We start from the raw sequence: 19,828 nt of genomic DNA on the forward strand, positions 1-19,828 counted from the left end.
GAATATTGTTTCACAGATTGTAGAATCATAAAAATTATAACGATTGGTACAGGTTGTGCTTAGTAGCTCTGCAGAGGATTTTCTATCTGGACTACATGAAAGGGTAACCTGTGTTAAACAAAATCCGGACACAATCGCGACGATGGAAACAAAAAGTTCGTGGTGCTGTCTTTGTTGAATATTTACTGCTGCTGACTATTATTGGAATTGGCGCGATTGCTGGTCTGACCACATTGCGAAGTGCATTGATCAATGAGTTGATGGATTTGGCCAATGCGATCAACGCGATCAATTCGTGAATTGGTCAGCTGTTGATCTTGCCTGAAAATAATATGACCTTAAATTATTGAAAAGCCTGTGTTTTGATCACAGGCTTTTTTATTTATTCCGAAGAGTAAAGATGCTCCTGGCTCTTCGATGACTGTTTCGGGTAGATTGCGTTTGCCCAGAAATGAGATGGCAAGCGGCCTGGCAGATTTCCTTTTTGTGGTAAAAGGGATGGTATAAGCGGAATGATTTGAATATAATGAATCTGGCGAATAAAAAGCCTGAGGTTGTATTCAATGTTTATACAGTGAATGAGGCAGATTGATGAAACGAATATTGGCACTAGCTGTAGTCATGGGTTTATTTTACATCACCATGGCGAGCTTCACTTCCGCTCAACAGAACGCAAAAGAATCGAAACTAGATAATTCTGCCTCTGCTCAACCTGCTGGCAAGCAGGATCAGGATTACTCTGACTATGATCGAGATGACTTAAAAACGAACTTAACACGTGCTTTCTATGATGCCCTGATGGGTGCTAAGAACGACATTAACGATATGAATGACGAAGAGGGCAATGACCAGGAAAAGATTATTGGCCCGGATGGGAAAGAACGTACTGTTTTTGAAGAAGCGCGTCGGACAATCTTTGAGGCCGATCAAATTCTCGCACGGGTTAAAGAGGAGAATAAAAAAGCACTTGTTAAATTGAGAAACCCCCCGCGACGAATTTATCCCACTCAAAAGCAGCTTCCCAAAGTGGAAGGAGCAAAAGATCAACAGGCGATCAAACAGCAAATTGAGACACAGGAAAAATTGATCAAGAAGCAGCAGCAAAAGTTGGAAACTCTCAAAAAAGAGTTGGTCACAGCGCCTGCTGAATGATGGCAACAAACTAAGCTGATTCAAAAAGCCGCGGAAGAATTATTCCTTCGCGGCTATTTTTGTTTGAGATCCAGGCAGACCAGTCGTTTTTCATCACGGATATAAAGCCGCTGATTCGCCAATGCGGGATGTGCCCACGCTTTAAAGCCTAGCAATCCGGTCAATCTGCCTTTTTCGCGATACTCGGTCGGATTGGCCTCGACGAGAATCAGAGTCCCCTGCTCCGTAAGGCAGATGAGATGACCTTCCACCGCGATTTGCGTACATTTGCCAACGCGTCGGGAGATCCATTGCACCTGGCCGCGTTGCATATCCAGGCAGCGGTACGTCACAGCCGCCAGATCCCCGTGTGGCCCGTAGATATACCCGTCTTTAATAATACTGGTGGCAAACTGATTCTGCAGTGCGAGGTTTTTCCAATGGGAGATGGGACGAAGTTCTTCATTCTGACGGGTTAACGCAAATCGCATACATCCTGTCCCGTAAGCGGAAGAGACAAATAACGAGTCGTCATTCCAGACTGGGGTGGCGCAATTACAGTTATATTTATTGCCCCAGACGATTCGCCACAGCAGATCTCCTTTTTCAGGAGTGAGCGAGAGCACAGATTGCCCGGTGGGCACGATAATCTGTCTCTGGTTTTCTGCTTCAATGACGATGGGTGAACCATATCCAGGAGGATCGCTGCCGGCAGACCAGATCAGTTTGCCGGTTTCCTTATTGAGGGCAATGACAGAGTTATTGTTGCCCCCTCCCGGTTGCAGGATTACCAGATCTCCTTCGATCAGGGGTGAAGCGGACATGCCCCAGTAATAAATGGTTTTCTCTTCCTGTTGCGGCGCACCACTGAGTTGAAAAATATTGTTTTTCCAGATGATTTTTCCAGAAATGGCGTCGAGACAGAGCAAATCACCCGCCGGTAGCAGGCAATACAATTTACCTGCATCGTAGGTCGGCGTGGAACGGGGGCCGCGTGCCTGTCTCTGGCTATCCAGATAAGTCGGAGCAGCGAAGGTCGACCATAGCTTTTCACCGGATAACGCGTCAAAGCAGACCACATAATCACTCGTCAGATGCGTTGCCATGGTCCAGAGGCGACCGTCGGCAATGACAATGGAAGAAAAACCATCTCCCAGAGGGACTCGCCAGAGAACCGCAGGTTTGCGTACATTCCAGTCTAAATTCAGCCCTGTTTCTTCAGAAATACCATTGCGGTTGTTTCCGAGAAAAGAAGTCCAGGTTGCTTTCGTCGCGTTGTTATCCGTTTTTTCCTCAGATTCCTGAGGAGCGATTTCCGTGGAATCTTTAGAAGTTCCGGGAGAGATTTTGGGTAACTGTCCGACGGCAACGCCTGTGTGAATGAACAAGGCAAACAGCACCCATGCCATTCGTAGGAGATGGGTGCGAAAAGAATCCTTCTTGTCGGCTTGTGTTACAGGCAGAGACATCTTGGATAATCCATTAAAAAGAGGCACCGAAACACATTTCCGTTGATCACACAGCGGTGGTGTGGTTTACGATTCGATTTCTACCCAGAGTGCTAATTGAACGGCTGCGTTTAAAGGCATTTCTGAGATTCCCAATGCCACGCGGGTATGCTTGCCTTTATCGCCAAAAATATCAGTTAACAGTTCCGAGGCAGCATTCAGAACATAAGGCTGCCTGTCAAATCCGGGAGCAGAATGGACATAACCTTCTAATCGAATTATTTTCTTCACCCGGGAGAGGTTACCTGTGATGGTTTTGATTTGGGCTAATGCATTCAACAGGCACAGGCAGGCGGCGTTGGAACCATCGTCCTCATGGAGTTCGTCACCGATTTTTCCTTTAAACATCAGCTCGGTGCCAATAAAGGGGAGCTGGCCACTGGTTACAATCACATTACCAAACTGGGTCGCCGGGATGTATGATCCCACTGCTTGTGGCGGAGTTGGCAAAGAGTGTCCCAGTTCCTGGATGCGTGCTTCAGGAGTTTGGCTCATTGTGATGATTTTCCTTTTGTAATGAAGTCAGAGTTGATCAACTCTCGTTAGAATGATTAAATCATCTGGATCATAACATATCTTAGATCAAATCATCCAGAAACAGATCGATGGAATCAGATGAATTTCATTCAGAGTGGCAGGATCTGCTTAAAAGAAGTAAATGAGAATGACATCAAAATCCTCTGAAAACCAGACCAGCAGTCAGCAGAATGGAATGCGATTCTGGCTGACAAAACTTTTCATTCTCTGCTTCTCCGCCTTTTGGATTCTGGCTTTGATGATTCGCCTCACGGTGCGAGATTCTGGCGGGGTGGTGCCCACATTGGTTTTTTACGCGACGCCCCTCATTCTTTTGAGTTTGGGGGCAACAATGGTTTTTGTCTTAGCCTGGCGCGCTCACTGGTACCGGATTTCCCTGGTTTGGTTCATACTGTCCCTGCTGACGGGGATCTGGTGCTGGAATTCTCAATTTCGGAGCCACGGTCTTCATCCGGGGTTGCAGGATCAAAATCGGCCAGAGATGCGTGTTCTTTTCTGGAATATCGGTGATCGATTATGGGGCATGGATGTTGTACTGGAAGAGTTAAAGACGATCGACGCGGATCTGATCGGTTTGGTTGAGGCAGGGGCAGACTCTGCTGACATGAAACAATTTTGGCAGGATTCGTTTCCGGATCATCCTTTTCAAGTCGTTAATAACGGCTTTGTGTTTTTGTCCCGAATCCCCGTGTCGAATCAGAATTCGGGTACGCTCACCGAGATGGGCAGATTTGAACGTGTGGACCTGAAGCGGGGGCAGGAGCCGGGAGGCGGCATCGCGGTTTACCTGGTTGATATCAACAGCGATATCTTCAAGTCAAGAAAAAAGGCACTCCTGGAGTTGGCAAACCGGGTTTCTGAAATGCCTGATCAGCCAATTCTGGTATTAGGGGACTTTAATACCCCCAGTGATTCCGATCATTTTCGCCCTCTCAGAAAATTATTGAAAAACACGTTTGAAATCGCCGGTGACGGGTATATGGCAACCTGGCCCTTACCCCTGCCTGTGCTGGATCTCGACAGTATCTGGATCAACGATCATGTGACTGCCGTCGATACCAAAAACAGATGGACTTGGACCTCCGATCATCGCCCCGTGGTGACAGACGTTATCGTAAAGTCACTTAAGCAAGACTGATCGAAATTGTTTTGGCTCTCATCATCTCATTTGCACGGTCCCAGGTAGAGTTTATTTATTGGTTTTGAGTGTGATTCCCAGGACCACAACCTGACTCAGGTCGATTTTAACCGCGGCTAACGCCGTGCGGCTGATCTTGTTTTCTGGTACTTTGACAGCCGGAATGACTTATTAGCCGAAGGGCGTTAGCCCCGGTTGCTCTATATTTATAAGGGCAATTTGAATTAAGAAACGCTACCTGGTGTGATGGGCGATAAAAATCATCAAATTGAGCCAATTCCTGTTTCCTGCTTCATCCGGTTTCAAAATCTCAGTATAATTCATCTCAGGAAAATGCCTGCCGGATCGCAGTAGAGCCGGGAGGATCAAATGCTTTCTGAAATGAAGAGGACTTCACATGCGATCGATACGGTTTTTGAGTCTGGTTGTCTTTTTTGTTTCCGTGGCTGGGATGAGTCAGGCCGATGCTGCCATATTCAGTGGAATTATTAAATCCATCTCAGAAAATCAAAAGCAGGTGGTCATTACATCCGCTCAGGGGAAAGAAAAAAGTTTTTCGATTCCCGATTCGATTCCCACGACCATCAATAGCAAGCCGGCAAAGATTGACCAGCTCAAAGTCGGACAACGGGCGACGGTTTTCACTTCCGCTTCCGGTGCGATTACTCGCTTTTCAGTTCGTGATGCCGCCGAACCAAAATCCAGTGATAAAGTGAGTCGGCCCAAAAAAGAAATGAAGACCAAAAAAGGTCCAGAACCAGCCAGCGAGGACACGGTGTCCCAGGGATGGACGCAATTTCGTGGTCCGGGGCGAGCCAACATTTCCACAGAGACAGGTCTGTTAAAAGACTGGAATCAGAGTCCGCCGAAATTACTCTGGACGGCCCGTGGCCTGGGGGAAGGTTATTCTTCCGTCTCGCTCAGCGGAAATCTGCTATTTACCATGGGCACAAAGGGGAACGAGGAAGTCGTTATCGCCATTGATGTCAATACGGGGGAAATTGTCTGGACTCAGACCAATGGCTCGGTATTTAAAGATGGACAGGGAAACGGACCTCGATCAACGCCGACCGTCGATGGTGAAGTGCTCTACGCTTTGGGAGCAAACGGGGATCTCTCCTGTATGACAACCAGGGATGGCAGTGTGGAATGGACCAAAAATATATTAAAGGAGTTCGGTGGCAGTAATATTGTGTGGGGCATCAGCGAATCCCCTCTCATTGATGGTGAGAAGCTGATTTGCTCTCCCGGCGGACAGGGAGCAACGATGGTGGCCCTCAAAAAACAGGATGGGAGTGCGATCTGGAAGGCGGCTGTCCCCGGAAATCCGAAAGCCGCTTACTCTTCCGCAATTATAGTGAATGTGGGAGGCGTGAAGCAGTACGTGAATTTGACCCACGCTGGCATTATGGGGGTCGAAGCGCAAACCGGAACACCTTTATGGGGCAATGATCGCGCTGCCAATAAAACCGCCAACTGTTCTGCGCCGATCTTTTATGCAGGCAACAATTCCGTCTTTTATGCCTCCGGTTATGGAACCGGTGGTGCCCTGCTCCGTTTGACGTCTGCACAAAATCGTGTTTCTGCGCAATTGGGATTTTTCACGCCGGACATGAAAAATCATCATGGCGGAATGGTCGAAGTAGACGGGTTCCTTTACGGTTCGAGTGATCCGGGCGTACTCACCTGCATCAATCTTACCAATGGTCAGACCGTCTGGCAGAATCGATCTGTGGGAAAAGGGGCCCTGACTTGTGCGGACGGGCACATCTATATGAGGAGTGAATCAGGGCCTCTGGCTTTGGTGGAAATCAATCCCAAGGCGTATGTCGAAAAAGGACGCTTTGATCAACCTCAACGCAGTGGGAAACCTGCCTGGCCTCATCCGGTGGTGGCAGACGGGAAATTGTTCTTGCGGGATCAGGATCTTCTGTTGTGTTATGATGTGCGTGGGAAATAATCAGATCCCTTTCTTGAAAGCGGGATATTTGAATCGGTAACAGGCTGGTGAATCACGCAAGAAAGTAGAGGGACCTGTCTCTGAGAGATGGCGTTATTAATCTTCAGCTTAGATTTGAAAGATCATCGTATGCGGTTTAGAAGTGCTCTGCAAAACAAAATGGGATGGATGCTGCTTTCTTTCAGTCTGGCAGTGGTCTGTCACTTCAATGTCGAACTATTTGCAGCGGAAGCCGAAAATCTCCGTCCGAACATTCTGTGGATAACCAGTGAAGACAATGGCCCTGAGCTTGGCTGTTACGGCGATGAATACGCGGATACGCCTCATATCGACAAACTCGCGTCGCAGGGGATGATTTATCTGAACTGCTGGTCGACCGCTCCGGTATGCGCACCCGCGCGCACGACTCTGATTACAGGCATGTATCCCACCTGCCTGGGAGCCGAGCATATGCGCAGCATGGTCAAGCTGCCTGATGACGTGTTGATGTATCCGCAGTATCTCAGACAAGCCGGCTATTATTGTACGAATAACAGCAAAGAAGATTACAACGTGGCGTCATCGGGAACCGTCTGGGACCAATCCAGCGGCAAAGCGCACTGGAAGAACCGTAAACCCGGGCAGCCTTTCTTTTCTGTTTTTAACCATACCATCAGCCACGAAAGTAAAATTCGCGACCGGCCTCACACTCTGGTCCATGATCCCGCGAAAGTGCGCATTCCCGCTTATCATCCTGACACTCCTGAAGTGCGTCATGACTGGGCACAGTATTATGATCGTATCACCGAAATGGATGCGCTGGTCGGGAAGAATCTCAAGGAGCTTGCCGACGCGGGGCTGACTGAAGACACCATCATCTTTTATTATGGCGATCATGGTTCCGGCATGCCTCGCAGCAAGCGTTGGCCTTATAATTCCGGCCTGCGGGTTCCCCTGGTGGTTTACGTTCCCCCGAAGTTCCGTAAGCTGGCTCCTGCAGATTATCAGGCGGATGGCAAAACGGATCGGCTGGTGGGTTTTGTGGATTTCGCACCGACTGCGCTCAGTCTGGCTGGTATGAAGCCCCCAGCGCACATGCAGGGGAATGCGTTTATGGGGCAATATGATACGGCTCCACAAGAGTATCAATACGGTTTTCGCGGTCGGATGGATGAACGCTATGACCTGGTCCGATCGGTCAGAAACAAACGTTATCTGTATATCAAAAACTATATGCCTCACAAAGAGTACGGACAGTACCTGAATTACATGTTCCAGACGCCCACGACTCAGGTCTGGAAGAGGATGTATGATGCCGGACAGCTCAAACCCCCGCAGACTTATTTCTGGGAAACCAAGCCGGCGGAAGAGTTGTATGACCTGGAGGTGGACCGGGACGAAGTTAACAATCTGCAGAACTCAGACGAACATCAGCAGATTCTGAATGAGTTGCGCCAGGCGCAACAACAGAAAATTCTTGAGATACGGGATCTTGGTTTTATGCCCGAAGCCGAAATGCATCGCCTGTCTGATGGTGGCGCCCCTTATCTGATTGGGCAAAACAATGAGCTCTATCCCTTGAAGAAAATTCTGGCGATGGCAGAATTGGCATCATCCGGAAAACAGGATGGTGAGGCTGAATTGATTGCCGGCCTGGAAAATCAAAATGCCGCCGTTCGTTACTGGGCAGCGATGGGACTTTTGATGCGGGGTGAACACGCAGTGAAACAAGCCCGCAGTGCATTGCATAACTCATTAGAGGATTCTTCCAAGTCGGTGCGTTGTATCGCCGCGGAAGCACTCGGTAAATATGGTGATGCACAGGATGTTCAACAGGCAGTCCAGACACTGGTTTCACTTGCGAATCAGAACCAGGATGGTGTTTATGTTGCCATGCTGGCGTTGAATGGGCTCGATAAGTTGAGTAACGAAAAAGTGGCACCCGTCAAAGAGAGAATTGCACAGTTGCCTCTGAAACATCCCAAACTTGATCGACGCCTGCAGTCATACGTGGCGCGACTGGTGGAGCGGATCGAAGAAAAACAGTCCCAGGACAAATAAAGTGATTCAAGGTCGTAGTCGCCGATTTAATTGAGCGACTACGACTTGAAGATCACGTTGGGCCTATGATTTTTCGATTCGAATCGTCACTTTAGCATTCCCGATGGTGACTTCTTTCGACTCACCAGAACTGTCTGAAGGATTCAATTGATCGCCGAGAGTTTCACCGAGGATGTATTCTGACCAGTTTGAAACCGCCTGCTCTACCTCGGTTGCGCCGTTCGAATGGAAGTAGACTTTGATGCGATCTTCGATTTCCAGGTCAGCCTCTTTGCGAAGCTGTTGCACTTGCCGGACAAAATCGCGGGCCATGCCTTCCTGTTCCAGTTCGGGGGTTAACCTGGTTGAGATGGCAATCTGGATTCCCTGCTCATCCGAGCAAACCCAGTCGGCGGCTTGTTCGGTTCCGACCAGAACATCATCGGGTTCCAGATCAATCTGGTTTCCAGAGAGTTCAATCGAGACTGATTCACCCCGTCTGAGTGGTCCTAATACCGCGTCTCCGACTTCAGGAAGATCCGTGCGAAGCATGCCGAGCAGCTTTCCATATTTAGGCCCCAGCGTCTTCAAGTTGGGTTTGTAGGTATAGCTGACGAGGTCATCCAGGTTTTCGCAGCGCGTGACTTTTTTGATATTTAACTCTTCTTCAATCGTGTTCGCCAGACTTTCGATAGCTTCAGACTGTTTTGTTGTCTGACAGGCAAACCGCAATTCCGCCAGAGGCTGACGAACCCGTTGATTGGTTTCGTCCCTCAATTTATGGCCTAATTTGACCACAATTTGTGCCTGTAAAGCGCGGAAATTGAGTTCTTCGTCCAACAGAGAGGAATCGCATACGGGGAAATCACAAAGGTGCACACTGCTGGGGGCACTCTGGTCCCAACTTGCGACCAGATTCTGGTAAATTCTTTCACTGAGAAAAGGGATGCTGGGAGCGAGTGCTTTGGATAAGGTAACCAGCACTTCAAACAGAGTCTGATAGGCGGCCTGTTTATCCGTGTCATTCGCATCCTGAGAACGCCAGAAGCGACGTCGATTCCGTCGGATGTACCAGTTCGACAGGTCATCGATAAACGCTGTTGCATTTTTGAGGAAACCGGCATAGTTAAAGGCTTCGATTTCCGTTTTGGCAGAAGCGAGTAAGGCTTGCAGGTTGGATAAAACCCAGCGATCGATTTCCGGGCGTTCTGCAACGGGAACGCGTGGCTGAGCGGGATCAAATTCATCCAGCCGGGCGTAGTTGACAAAAAAGGCATAGGAGTTCCAGAGCGGAATCAGTACCTGTCGACGAATTTCGTCTGCCGGTTTACTTTCCACCAGACATGTCGGAGCGCCTTCTTTCGTTTCGCTGATGGGACCTTCCGGAGTGTTGAGTGTTACCGGTTTTTCCGGATTTCGCATGCCGAATCGCAGGTCGGCTGCGGGGTTGTGTGCCAGATACATCCAGCGCATCGTGTCGACCCCCAGTTGCTCGGCGGCTTCTTCAAACCAGATGGCGGTTCCATCCGATTTGTGCATCGGTTTGCCTTCTTCATTCAGCACCAGGCGATATCCGAGCAGGGTTTTGAAGGGGGGCGTTCCGTCCATCATGGTCGCCATCGAGAGCAACGCATAAAACCAGTTACGAAATTGGCCCGGGAAACACTCGGTGACCAGATCCGCCGGATACCATTGTTTCCATTCTGCCTGATTCGTGTTGTACTGCATGGTGGAAAAGGGCACGATTCCCGCGTCCAGCCAGGGGTTTCCCACATCGGGGATCCGGGTCATCAGGTTTCCTGTTTTGGGATTCTGGAGTTTGACCTGATCGATCCAGGGGCGGTGCGGAGTGTGCCCTTCCAGCGCTTCCCAGCCTTCGACGGCCCGTTCTTTCAGTTCACTCAAGGAACCGATGACTTCGAAATCTCCCGTTTCTTCATCGACCCAGATCGGCAGTGCCAGTCCCCAGAAGCGTTTCTTGGAGACCATCCAGTCCCGCATATTCGTAAGCCATTCCAACTCATGCTGCTCACCATCAATGCTGGCAGGAACCCAGTTGATCTGTCGGGTTACGTCTTTGATCTCTTCGCGCCAGTCCATGTTGATGAACCATTCATCCACAAGACGGAAAATCAGTTCATCACCGGTGCGCCAGCAGTGCGGATAAATGTGAGGATATGGCTCTACCGAAACCAGGAGATCTTTTTGTTTTAACAGTTCAAAGACCAGCTCAGGGGTCGCGGGATCAATGGCTTCTTTGCCGGTAAATACTCCGAACCCGTCTTCGAATCGCCCGTCTTCTCCCAGCGGAGCAATCGCCACCAGCCCCAGTTCGATACCCAGTTGATGGTCGACATCACCGCAGCCAGGAGCCGTATGCACGATGCCTGTTCCTTCACCGGCCACTACGTGAGGATTTCCTTTAAAATCGCGACCGCCGTCTACCACTTTATGGCAGGTGATACCTGTCTGATCCAGCAACGTTTCATCACTGGGATAACCGCCCGGCGATTGTTGTGCGGGGAGATCATCAAAGGGACCCGCATATTCCCAGCCAACCATTTCGGCACCTTTGATGGTGTCAAGAATTTCATAGCCCCCCTGCTCTTTAAAGATCTGGGCCAGCGTTTTCAGTTTGGGGACTTCTTTGGGCCACGACCATTCCGGTCGTCCAAAACCTTCTTTGTATTCCCGGCTCAAACGCTGGTATTCCAGGTTTTCTTTGGCGAAGTAGTAGATGGCGTCGTCTTTTTTGGACTGCAGTTTGACGTAATCCAGATCCGGATTGATGGCTGCAGCCACATTGCTGGTGAGTGTCCAGGGAGTCGTGGTCCAGATCAGCAGATATTCATTTTCACGGCCAATCAGCGGGAAGCGGACAAAAACGGAACGATGGACGGACAGTTTTCGGCCATCGGCGACTTCCATTTGACTGTATGCGCTGCCTCCCCGTCCCGACCAGGGCATGACATCATGACCACGATAAATTTTACCGCGTTCAAAACACTTTTTGAGAAAAGTCCAGATGGTTTCGTTGTTTTCCGTGGAAAACGTGAAGTAACTGCCTCCCCATTCTGCGTTACCGAGTCGTGAAACCAGCATATCGGCTTTGTCGGTGATCTGCTTTCCACTGGGCGCGGTGAGGGTGACTTCGGTTTCCTTGCCGACGAACTCAGCTAATTTTCGTAACTCAGCGGGATTGTCCCAGTCCATCCAGTAACCCAGACGGACTGATTGCTCGGTCTGGCGGGCAGCAAAACGCAGCACGCGTTTTTTGCACTCATTGACAAATTTGTCGATGCCATGTTCGGCCACTTCCTGCTTGGTCCCGTAACCCAGTTCTTTTTCCACTTCGACTTCAACCCAGAGTCCCTGGCAATCGAAGCCGTTCTGGAATCGCAGTTCGTGTCCCGTCATGGCAAAATAGCGCTGATAGGCGTCTTTGTAGGTTCGCCCCCAGGCATGGTGCACCCCCATGGCGTTATTGGCGGTCATTGGACCATCAATAAAACTCCATTTGGGTTTCCCTTTGTTTTTCCTGCGTAGCTGGTCAAAAATCTGGTTGTCTTCCCAGAATTTGAGAATTTCGTGTTCACCTTTGATGAAGCTGGCGTCGGTCACTTTTTGAAACATCGGTAATTCTTATTGAGTCGTAATAGTTTGGATTTGGGCTTGAAGAATTAGAAAAAAGTCCTGCAGCGGGAGTCGCTGGATATACCGTTTCATTTCCTGATACGGTACTCTGCAAACGAACTTTTCTGACGAGAAATATGATAACCTGAATGTGTTAAGTATTACATAGATAGTGCTTTCTTACGAGTGCTATAAATTCGTATTTGTACCCGTTTTGCGATAATTTTACCAATTTGAGAGTCGGAATGTCATCAACGTCTGAGCCTTCCCTGCACATCGTGCTTTACCAGCCGGATATTCCACAGAACACGGGGAATATCGGTCGGACCTGCGTCGCCGTCGGTGCCAAATTGTGGCTGGTCAGGCCACTTGGTTTTAAACTCGATGAAAAACATCTGCGGCGTGCAGGCATGGATTACTGGCAACATCTGGACTGGGAAGCCGTTGACAGCCTGCAGGAAGTTCAGTCACGCCTCTCTGACAGGACATGGTGGAAGCTGACCAAGTTCGCAACCCGCTTCGTCTGGGAAGCAGAGTTGGAACCGGGACAGGTATTTCTGTTTGGGAGTGAAAGTAACGGACTGCCTCCCCGCATTCTGGAGGAATCCCCCGATTCCAATTTAAAACTGCCGATGCGGGAACAGGTTCGCAGTCTGAATCTGGCCAGTACTGCGACCGCCGTCATGTATGAAGCCGTCCGCCAGTTCGGGGGATTACTCCCTTAACGAGATCTATTTTCCCCGTCCTGTTACCGGATATTGAGGGTCCTGGAATCCTTTACCGCTATGTTCTCCGGGGGGCACAAGCGAATCGATAAAGGCTTCATCTTCGGCTGTGATTTCCACATTCAGGCAGCCCAGATTGTCGTCAAATTGTTCCATTGTACGCGGGCCAATAATAATTGAGGTGAGAATCGGATTGGCCAGACACCAGGCCAATGCGAAATTCGTCATCGAGACCCTTTTTTGATCGCAATAAGCGGCAATTTCCTGGGAAAGTTCAATACTGACATCCCGGAGTTCGGCTTCATTCATGCGCTTGTCATTCCGGGATGCGCGGCTGCCTTCGGGAAACGGCTGATCTTTACGATACTTTCCGGTCAAAATACCCCTGGCAAGAGGGCTATAGCTGACGACTCCGATCCCTTTTTCCTGACAAAGCGGCATCAGTTCGACTTCAATGTCCCGGTTCATGATATTGTAGAGTGGCTGAACGCAGCTGAAAGAATAGAGATTCCGTACATCACTGGTCCACAGGGCTTCTGCCAGCCTCCAGGCACGGAAATTGGAACAGGCGATATAACGTACTTTTCCGGATCGCACCATATCATCCAGGGCGCGGAGTGTTTCTTCGATCGGAGTCTGATAATCGGGAGTGTGCACGTAATAGAGATCGATATAATCTGTTCCCAGACGTTCCAGGCTGCGATCCAGTTCCCGCATGAGGTGCACGCGACTGGCACCCGCGTCATTCGGACCCTGCCCCATCGGAGCACGTCCTTTCGTGGCCAGAATCACTTTATCGCGGCGATCCGTCAGGGCTTTTCCCACCACTGTTTCGGAACCACCTGTACTGTACATGTTTGCGGTGTCGAAGAAGTTGATACCCAAATCGATCGCTTTATGCATGATGGAGATGGAATCTGATTCGCCGGTTGGTCCGCCGAACATCATCGTCCCCAGACATAAGGGTGAGACGCGAACGCCGGCTTTTCCTAAGTTACGGTAGTCCATAATTGCAGTTCCTGATGAATTCTTGGTGTGAGTTGATCTAGCCTGTGTCCAGGTTTACTATCGCTTATCCAGGGTCGTTTGGATCAAGTATATTAGCACGTATGACGTTATGGTTAAATGGGACGCGCTTTGGCCAGTCAGTAGCTCTATCTTCGTTTTTTTGAGCAGATTTCTCAAGGGACCTTAAATTCCTTGAACAGACGTGGTTGAAGATTTTATCAAAGCCTGTTAAAGTAATGGTTTGCACTATGATTTCTGAGAGGAAATCCGTTCAGCACATTTACGATTGACGGTTAACCAGTCATGTGTCGATGTGGTTAACTGAAACTGAAATACATTAAAATTCACTTAATTTAGAAGCAAATACGAAAGGCATATCTTCGAATGGGAACTAAGAAGACAGGTAAAGGTCGCCGCAAACTTGGTCGTAAAAAACGACGCGCTCGAGCTAAGATCAGACATCGTAAAGGCTAGGACAGAGCTACTTAATCAGTTGCTCCGTTGTTAGAGAAGCGCTCACAGACAGATTCCGATGCTGCTTTAGGGAAGAGACGCGCCTCATGTGCCATGAAAGCAATGTTCTGATCTCAACAGCGCCCGTCTGTGACTGATTCAATAAGGGGTTTTTAGAAGCCCCTTTTTTTATCTCTGGTTCACTGCATACTGGGGCGTGAATGCGTTACCAGTATTTCTCAAAGTGAATATTCCCTGGCGCTTTGGCGGTGGATAGTTGATATCCTCGCTCAGTGAGCAACTCTACCATCCCATTTGGTTCGGGAAAGAACAGTTGGCCGTTTTCGTCTTTTTCGGGAAGGCCAATCATTGATGGGTTTCCGCAGAGAAAAACGTGCGTCTGTTTCGGATGCGGAGTCCATCCAAACAGCTCCTGGAATTTTTCCGGTTGGATCTTATCCTGCAGGTATTGTTTACCAATATAGTGGGGATGGTTCTGATCAATGTTTTCAGGTTCCCGCGTCGTAAAAGCGGCATAATGGTAGTTGGGATAGCGTTTTTGGATTTGCGCCTGTTGATCAAGATAACCGAGATCCCCTTTGTAGCGTACGCAGGTGATTGAAACGATCTGGCCTGTATGGCCACGTTTCAGCAGTTCAATTGACATTGAATTGTGAGGAGCTTCACCGGTGCCTGTTGCGGCAAAGATGACATTGTCGTTCGCTTGAACTGGTTTCAGGGTGTAGGTGCCGACCGGTTTTTTGCCCAGATGCAAACGGTCGCCCACTCTCAAACAGAACAAACGGGGAGTCAGTGGCGGATCGTTTGAATCGGGACGTAACACGAGTGTGATATAAAACTCCAGATAATCAATCTCATCATTTGAGAGCAGTTCACCTTGTGAGTCGAGCATCGGGCAGGAGATAGAATAGGCGCGGCGGATCAGCTTCGGCTTGGGTAACTCTGCCAGCGGCCCCCCGTCAACCCGTGGTTCCCAGGAGCCTAACCCGAGCGTTGTGTATTGCCCGCCTGAGAAGGCCGGTACTGCTTCGTCAGGTTTGACCCGGATGATCATTAAATGATCGTGCGCCATACGCAACTCTATAACAGTTGAGTTGTATTGCTTGTTTTGTATGTCTTCAATTTCAGGAGTCGATTGCCCGGTTGGAGGGTTCGCTGGATTCATGACACTCCCTGTCGCGCTTTTAACCACCGGTTAAGGCGGCCGGCTGAATGCACAATGATGGATTTTATTGAAATTCAAACTGGAAAACGGCATACTCTCCATGAGTATCCCACCGGATCAAACATCCCAGGCGGAAACTAATGGATATCTTTATACATAGCTCTGTATCAGATTCATTCCTCTATCACTTTTTCAGGATCGATTGTCAAGTCTAACACACGGTTTAATAACACACTGTATCATCATATCAGGTAATTTGGGGTGCGGGCGTCAGATTAAAACCGAGTTTATTCAGGCGGATTCATTAGCGAATCGGCTCAGGTAAAACAGTCAAAAACGAACGCTCAGGAGAGAGAGTGTTATCAGGAAATCAATGGGAACTATGAGGATTTTGTGCCTTGTATGTTTACCCCGCTGCCAATCAAAAGATTGTGCTCATAACACCAGCGATAAAACGAGCCCGTTTTTTCCGGAGGGAGAATCTTCAAGTTTTCAAACCCGGCCTGTTCAAACCACGACTTGAGCTCTTCTGTTGTATGGTGGTATTGATAAGCGGGGGCATACCAGTCAAAAGTATCACAGACCCGGTTTTCCCAGTTGGGATGATTGCTGAAATTGATGACTTTATTCAGGGTTTTATTAATCACGGGAATCCCGCCCAGCCAGGCACCCACGCGGCACCAGGTCTCCAGCTTTTCAGGAGCCATGCGTGTTGTGATTCTGCGAAGCGCGGAATTGATGATTTCCTGCCACCACTGGTTTTTTCGATAGAGCCAGACAGAATAACGGCCGCCGGGTTTAACCATCCGGGCCACGGCATCGAATACAGCGCGTGTGTCTTTGTCGTGGTGCATCACGCCGATTGAAAACACAAAATCGAATGACTGGGGGGGAAAAGGGAGATGTTTGAGGTCGGCCTGAACCAGAGAGACGTGTTCGAGATGGCTGCAGAGTTTTAGAGCTTTCTCGACTGCCGTTGTATGGTCAGCACCCGATACGAGCCCCCCTGCTTCAGCGGCCACTTTAGAATAGCGACCTCCACCACAGCCGGCGTCTAGAATTTTAAGCCCTTGTAATTCACTCAGCTCAAATCCGGTTTTAGCAGAAAATGTCGCCCGATCCTCGTCAGGATGAGCAACCTCATATTTATTCCATTGCAGCCCAAAACTGGAGAGATGTTCCTGCTCTACAAATCGGGGGATGCCTTTGAGGACGGGAAACGAGCGACTGGATTGCCGATCGATTAATAAATTCTGGCCTGCTTCATATTCCAATGGGAAACCATTTTCCGGGTTTCTCAATGCTTCAAGAAGTTCCAGAGAAAGAATGGATTCTTGTGATGTTTCTTTCATCATGGTTTCTGAATACTTACTTTGGAGAGAAGGCCGAAGAATGCGAAGTATTTCCTGGAGCTAAAAATCGATTTCCATCAGATCTTCTCCCAATATTGTATTCGGAAAGATTTTTTGAGCAACTTTGATTTCAATCGGGTCATCGCCTGGACGTTGAGGGTCAATATGGGTCAGGACCAATTTCCCAACCCTGGCATCACGGGCAAGCTCTGCGACGGGAGTCGTGTGGCTGTGTCCGGTTTTATCAGCCCACTCTGCCATGTCATCTGGGAAGTAACATTCGTGAATTAATAGATCAACGTCTTTGATGAAGTCCAGATGCTGTTCCGGATGGGCAGTATCAGAGATGTAGGCCATGGAACGATCGGGCCAATCGATGCGATAACCTACCGAACCTCCCGGATGTTCGAGATTCAAGTGGCGCAGAATGCCATCACCGGGGACAGTGACTGTTTCCGGTAATGAAATGAATTCATAATCAGGCAGAACAGGAAAAATTTCTTCACAGAACAAGTGGGTTTGAATGGCAGTGAGCTTCGATTCTTCGCCATAAACTTTGACAGAGTCGATCTGGTCCGTCAGCATGGGGACCAGAAAAAAAGAAAGACCGACAATGTGGTCCAGGTGGGCGTGAGTCAGGAAGATTTGCAGGTTGCGTGTTTGCATAAAACCAGGAACGCGAAAAAAACTGGTTCCTGCGTCAAAAATGATTCCCAGTTCGGGGATCATCAGGCAGGCGGTATGTCGACGCTCATTAGGGTGATAACCACCTGTCCCCAACAACACGATTCGCATCGCTTTACTCCCCGCTAATCACAATTTTGCCCGTTAATAAAGTTGATTTTCTTTATTAACGGGCGAATGAACAGGCTGGCTACAGCAAAAACCGATAGACGATTTGAATGAACCAGTTTGGATCCGATTATGAATCCAGACGGCGTTCGCGAATCCAGTCGGTATGAAAAGTACCTTCTTTATCAATTCGTTGATAAGTATGCGCTCCGAAGTAATCGCGCTGAGCCTGTAGCAGATTTGCAGGCAAGCGAGCCTGGCGGTATCCGTCATAGTAACTTAAGGCTGCTGCAAAACTGGGGACCGGCAATCCAAGCTCAACAGCCGTTGCGACCACGCGTCTCCAGCTTGGTTGCGCTTTCTCAACAGCCGTGCGGAAGAAGTCATCCAGCAGCAGGTTTTCCAGTTCAGGATTCTTGTCAAAGGCGGCTTTAATATCCTGCAGGAAGGTAGAGCGAATAATACACCCGCCGCGCCACAAGAGGGCAATATCCCCATTATTCAGCTTCCAGCCAAAGTGTTCGGCGGCTGAGTTCAGTTGGACATAACCTTGCGCGTAGCTGCATAATTTCGATGCATACAGGGCCTGCCTGACATCTTCGATAAACTGCTTGCGATCACCCTCAAATTTCTTGTTGGGGCCACCGAGGATTTTGGAGGCGCGAACCCGGGCTTCTTTCTGAGCAGAAAGGCAGCGGGCATAAACGGCTTCTGTGATTAATGTGGTGGGAACACCCAGGTCCAGTGCATGCTGGCTCATCCATTTACCAGTCCCTTTTTGCTGGGCGGTGTCCAGGATTTCGTCAACCAGATACTCACCTGTTTCTTCGTCGATCACGGTGAAGATATCACGGGTGATTTCAATCAGATAACTTTCGAGTTCCCCCTGGTTCCACTCGTCGAACACTTTGTAAAGTTCCTGGTTGGTGAGTCCCAGTGTGTGTTTGAGAATATAGTACGATTCGCAGATTAACTGCATATCTCCATACTCGATGCCATTATGCACCATTTTGACATAGTGCCCTGCCCCTGCTTCGCCCACCCATTCGCAACAGGGGATGTCGTTGTTTTCGCCCACTTTCGCAGAGATGTCCTGCAGGATCGATTTGACATGCGGCCAACCTGCGGGTGATCCGCCGGGCATGATACTGGGGCCTTTTAATGCCCCTTCTTCTCCGCCGGAAACGCCTGTTCCAATGAAAAGCAAACCTGCGTCTTCGACTTCTTTGGTGCGGCGATTGGTATCATCAAAGTGTGTATTACCGCCATCGATGATGATGTCTCCGGGGCTTAATAATCCTTTGAGATCGTCTATAATGGCATCAACGGCAGGACCAGCTTTGACCATGAGCATCACCTTGCGGGGGGCCGCCAGATTGTCTACCAACTCTTTCAGAGTATGGTAACCTGTGATTTTCTGCTCATCCGTTTTGCTGCTGACAAATTCATCGGTGACGCTGGTGGTGCGATTGAAAACACCTACAGAATAGCCATGGTTGGCCATATTGAGTACCAGGTTTTGTCCCATCACTGCCAGACCTACCAGGCCGATATCGTGTTTTGACATTGAAAATTCTCGTTCGATTCTGATGTTCTGTGAATAAAAAAATGTGTTGAATTATTTCTGCTGGTTTTGAGTGAACTCAATTTGCAGAATTATCGTTTCCAGGGAGGTAACTCCGGCAGATAACTGTCAAACTCGGCAATTAATTTTTGTTGATATTCGCCCGCATATTCGCCGTTAAGAAACTTGTCACAGGCTTCGCCGATGAATCGTTCCCAACTGGCTTCTTCTGCACCGGGATTGATGGGGTAGAAGAGTGCTCCGACTGCTTCCGCTGCTTTCATGTCGCCGGGAGCATCACCGATCATTAACACTTTGTTCGATTCATATCCGCAGGCTTTGGCCTGACCGAGCGTTTCTTTTTTACTGCCCGCTTCCTGGCCACAAATTGCATCGACATATTTTGCAATATCGTGCTCTTCCCATTCTTTATTGAGCGCTTCGTTAGGGGTTGCGGAGCAGACAATCATGTCCGCCACCGGATCCAGTTTGATCAGACTTTCTCTGACATTCGGATATGGGGGGACATCGTGAACCATGTCGGCAATCATTTCATTAACTGCCAGAGACCATTTTAAGGCCAGTTCCAGATCGGGATCATGCGTTTTTTCTACTTCCGCAGCCAAAGTCGGGTTCCCCAATTTGGTCTCTCGCTGAATCCAGTCCCGGACGCCTTGCAGCCTGGGAACTTGGACATTGCGCGATTGGACTTCCGCACGCTCTTCCAGAAGATCTAAGGCCAAAGTGTATGAAATGAAGCGATTCGCACCGCGCCACTTGGAATACAAATTCGTAAATTCCGCAGCTTCCCGTGCATATTTA

General features: G+C 49.1%; 15 protein-coding genes. 6 read left to right on the forward strand and 9 right to left on the reverse strand.

Annotated features, from left to right (window positions below):
- Window positions 1-110: 110 nt before the first annotated feature.
- Both Q0294_RS05360 and Q0294_RS05365 read left to right on the forward strand, forming a co-directional pair.
- Complete coding sequence (locus Q0294_RS05360) at window positions 111-299, forward strand: hypothetical protein (RefSeq protein ID WP_299461665.1); 189 nt, start codon at window positions 111-113, stop codon at window positions 297-299.
- A gap of 292 nt (window positions 300-591) precedes the next feature.
- Window positions 592-1,152, forward strand: a complete 561-nt coding sequence (locus tag Q0294_RS05365) for a hypothetical protein (RefSeq protein ID WP_299461667.1) — start codon at window positions 592-594, stop codon at window positions 1,150-1,152.
- A 53-nt stretch (window positions 1,153-1,205) separates the two neighbouring features.
- On the opposite strand, the gene Q0294_RS05370 is transcribed toward Q0294_RS05365, so the two are convergent.
- The gene (locus Q0294_RS05370; protein WP_299461669.1) at window positions 1,206-2,600 is read right to left on the reverse strand and encodes a PQQ-binding-like beta-propeller repeat protein; all 1,395 of its coding nucleotides are present in this window, start codon (window positions 2,598-2,600) and stop codon (window positions 1,206-1,208) included.
- 66 nt (window positions 2,601-2,666) lie between these two features.
- Window positions 2,667-3,134 (reverse strand): RidA family protein, encoded by a 468-nt coding sequence (locus Q0294_RS05375; protein WP_299461671.1) that lies wholly within the window; start codon window positions 3,132-3,134, stop codon window positions 2,667-2,669.
- A 169-nt stretch (window positions 3,135-3,303) separates the two neighbouring features.
- On the opposite strand from Q0294_RS05375, the gene Q0294_RS05380 reads away from it, so the two are divergent.
- From Q0294_RS05380 to Q0294_RS05390, 3 genes are all read left to right on the forward strand, one after another.
- Window positions 3,304-4,314: an endonuclease/exonuclease/phosphatase family protein gene (locus Q0294_RS05380; protein ID WP_299461672.1), complete on the forward strand. Its 1,011-nt coding sequence runs from the start codon at window positions 3,304-3,306 to the stop codon at window positions 4,312-4,314.
- A 397-nt stretch (window positions 4,315-4,711) separates the two neighbouring features.
- Complete coding sequence (locus Q0294_RS05385) at window positions 4,712-6,274, forward strand: PQQ-binding-like beta-propeller repeat protein (protein WP_299461674.1); 1,563 nt, start codon at window positions 4,712-4,714, stop codon at window positions 6,272-6,274.
- Between the two features lie 87 nt (window positions 6,275-6,361).
- The gene (locus Q0294_RS05390) at window positions 6,362-8,314 is read left to right on the forward strand and encodes a sulfatase-like hydrolase/transferase (protein WP_299461676.1); all 1,953 of its coding nucleotides are present in this window, start codon (window positions 6,362-6,364) and stop codon (window positions 8,312-8,314) included.
- A 63-nt stretch (window positions 8,315-8,377) separates the two neighbouring features.
- On the opposite strand, the gene Q0294_RS05395 is transcribed toward Q0294_RS05390, so the two are convergent.
- Window positions 8,378-11,926 carry a class I tRNA ligase family protein gene (locus tag Q0294_RS05395; RefSeq protein WP_299461678.1) on the reverse strand — a complete coding sequence of 1,183 codons (3,549 nt, stop codon included), beginning with the start codon at window positions 11,924-11,926 and terminating at the stop codon, window positions 8,378-8,380.
- 245 nt (window positions 11,927-12,171) lie between these two features.
- On the opposite strand from Q0294_RS05395, the gene Q0294_RS05400 reads away from it, so the two are divergent.
- A complete protein-coding gene (locus tag Q0294_RS05400; RefSeq protein ID WP_299461680.1) occupies window positions 12,172-12,651 on the forward strand; it encodes a tRNA (cytidine(34)-2'-O)-methyltransferase in 480 nt (159 codons plus the stop codon).
- Window positions 12,652-12,657: 6 nt separating this feature from the next.
- Here the strand turns inward: Q0294_RS05400 and Q0294_RS05405 are convergent, their stop codons facing one another.
- From Q0294_RS05405 to Q0294_RS05430, 6 genes are all read right to left on the reverse strand, one after another.
- Window positions 12,658-13,659: an aldo/keto reductase gene (locus tag Q0294_RS05405; RefSeq protein WP_299461682.1), complete on the reverse strand. Its 1,002-nt coding sequence runs from the start codon at window positions 13,657-13,659 to the stop codon at window positions 12,658-12,660.
- A gap of 679 nt (window positions 13,660-14,338) precedes the next feature.
- Window positions 14,339-15,298 (reverse strand): ferredoxin--NADP reductase, encoded by a 960-nt coding sequence (locus Q0294_RS05410; protein ID WP_299461684.1) that lies wholly within the window; start codon window positions 15,296-15,298, stop codon window positions 14,339-14,341.
- Window positions 15,299-15,678: 380 nt separating this feature from the next.
- Complete coding sequence (locus Q0294_RS05415; RefSeq protein WP_299461686.1) at window positions 15,679-16,650, reverse strand: class I SAM-dependent methyltransferase; 972 nt, start codon at window positions 16,648-16,650, stop codon at window positions 15,679-15,681.
- Window positions 16,651-16,710: 60 nt separating this feature from the next.
- Window positions 16,711-17,445: an MBL fold metallo-hydrolase gene (locus Q0294_RS05420; protein ID WP_299461688.1), complete on the reverse strand. Its 735-nt coding sequence runs from the start codon at window positions 17,443-17,445 to the stop codon at window positions 16,711-16,713.
- 127 nt (window positions 17,446-17,572) lie between these two features.
- Window positions 17,573-19,009, reverse strand: coding sequence for a decarboxylating NADP(+)-dependent phosphogluconate dehydrogenase (gene gnd / locus Q0294_RS05425; RefSeq protein WP_299461689.1), 1,437 nt, complete (start codon window positions 19,007-19,009; stop codon window positions 17,573-17,575).
- Between the two features lie 89 nt (window positions 19,010-19,098).
- A partial coding sequence (locus Q0294_RS05430; protein ID WP_299461690.1) for an HAD hydrolase-like protein occupies window positions 19,099-19,828 on the reverse strand: 730 nt, incomplete at its 5' end.

The organism is uncultured Gimesia sp. (genome assembly GCF_937919775.1).
Lineage (GTDB): Bacteria > Planctomycetota > Planctomycetia > Planctomycetales > Planctomycetaceae > Gimesia.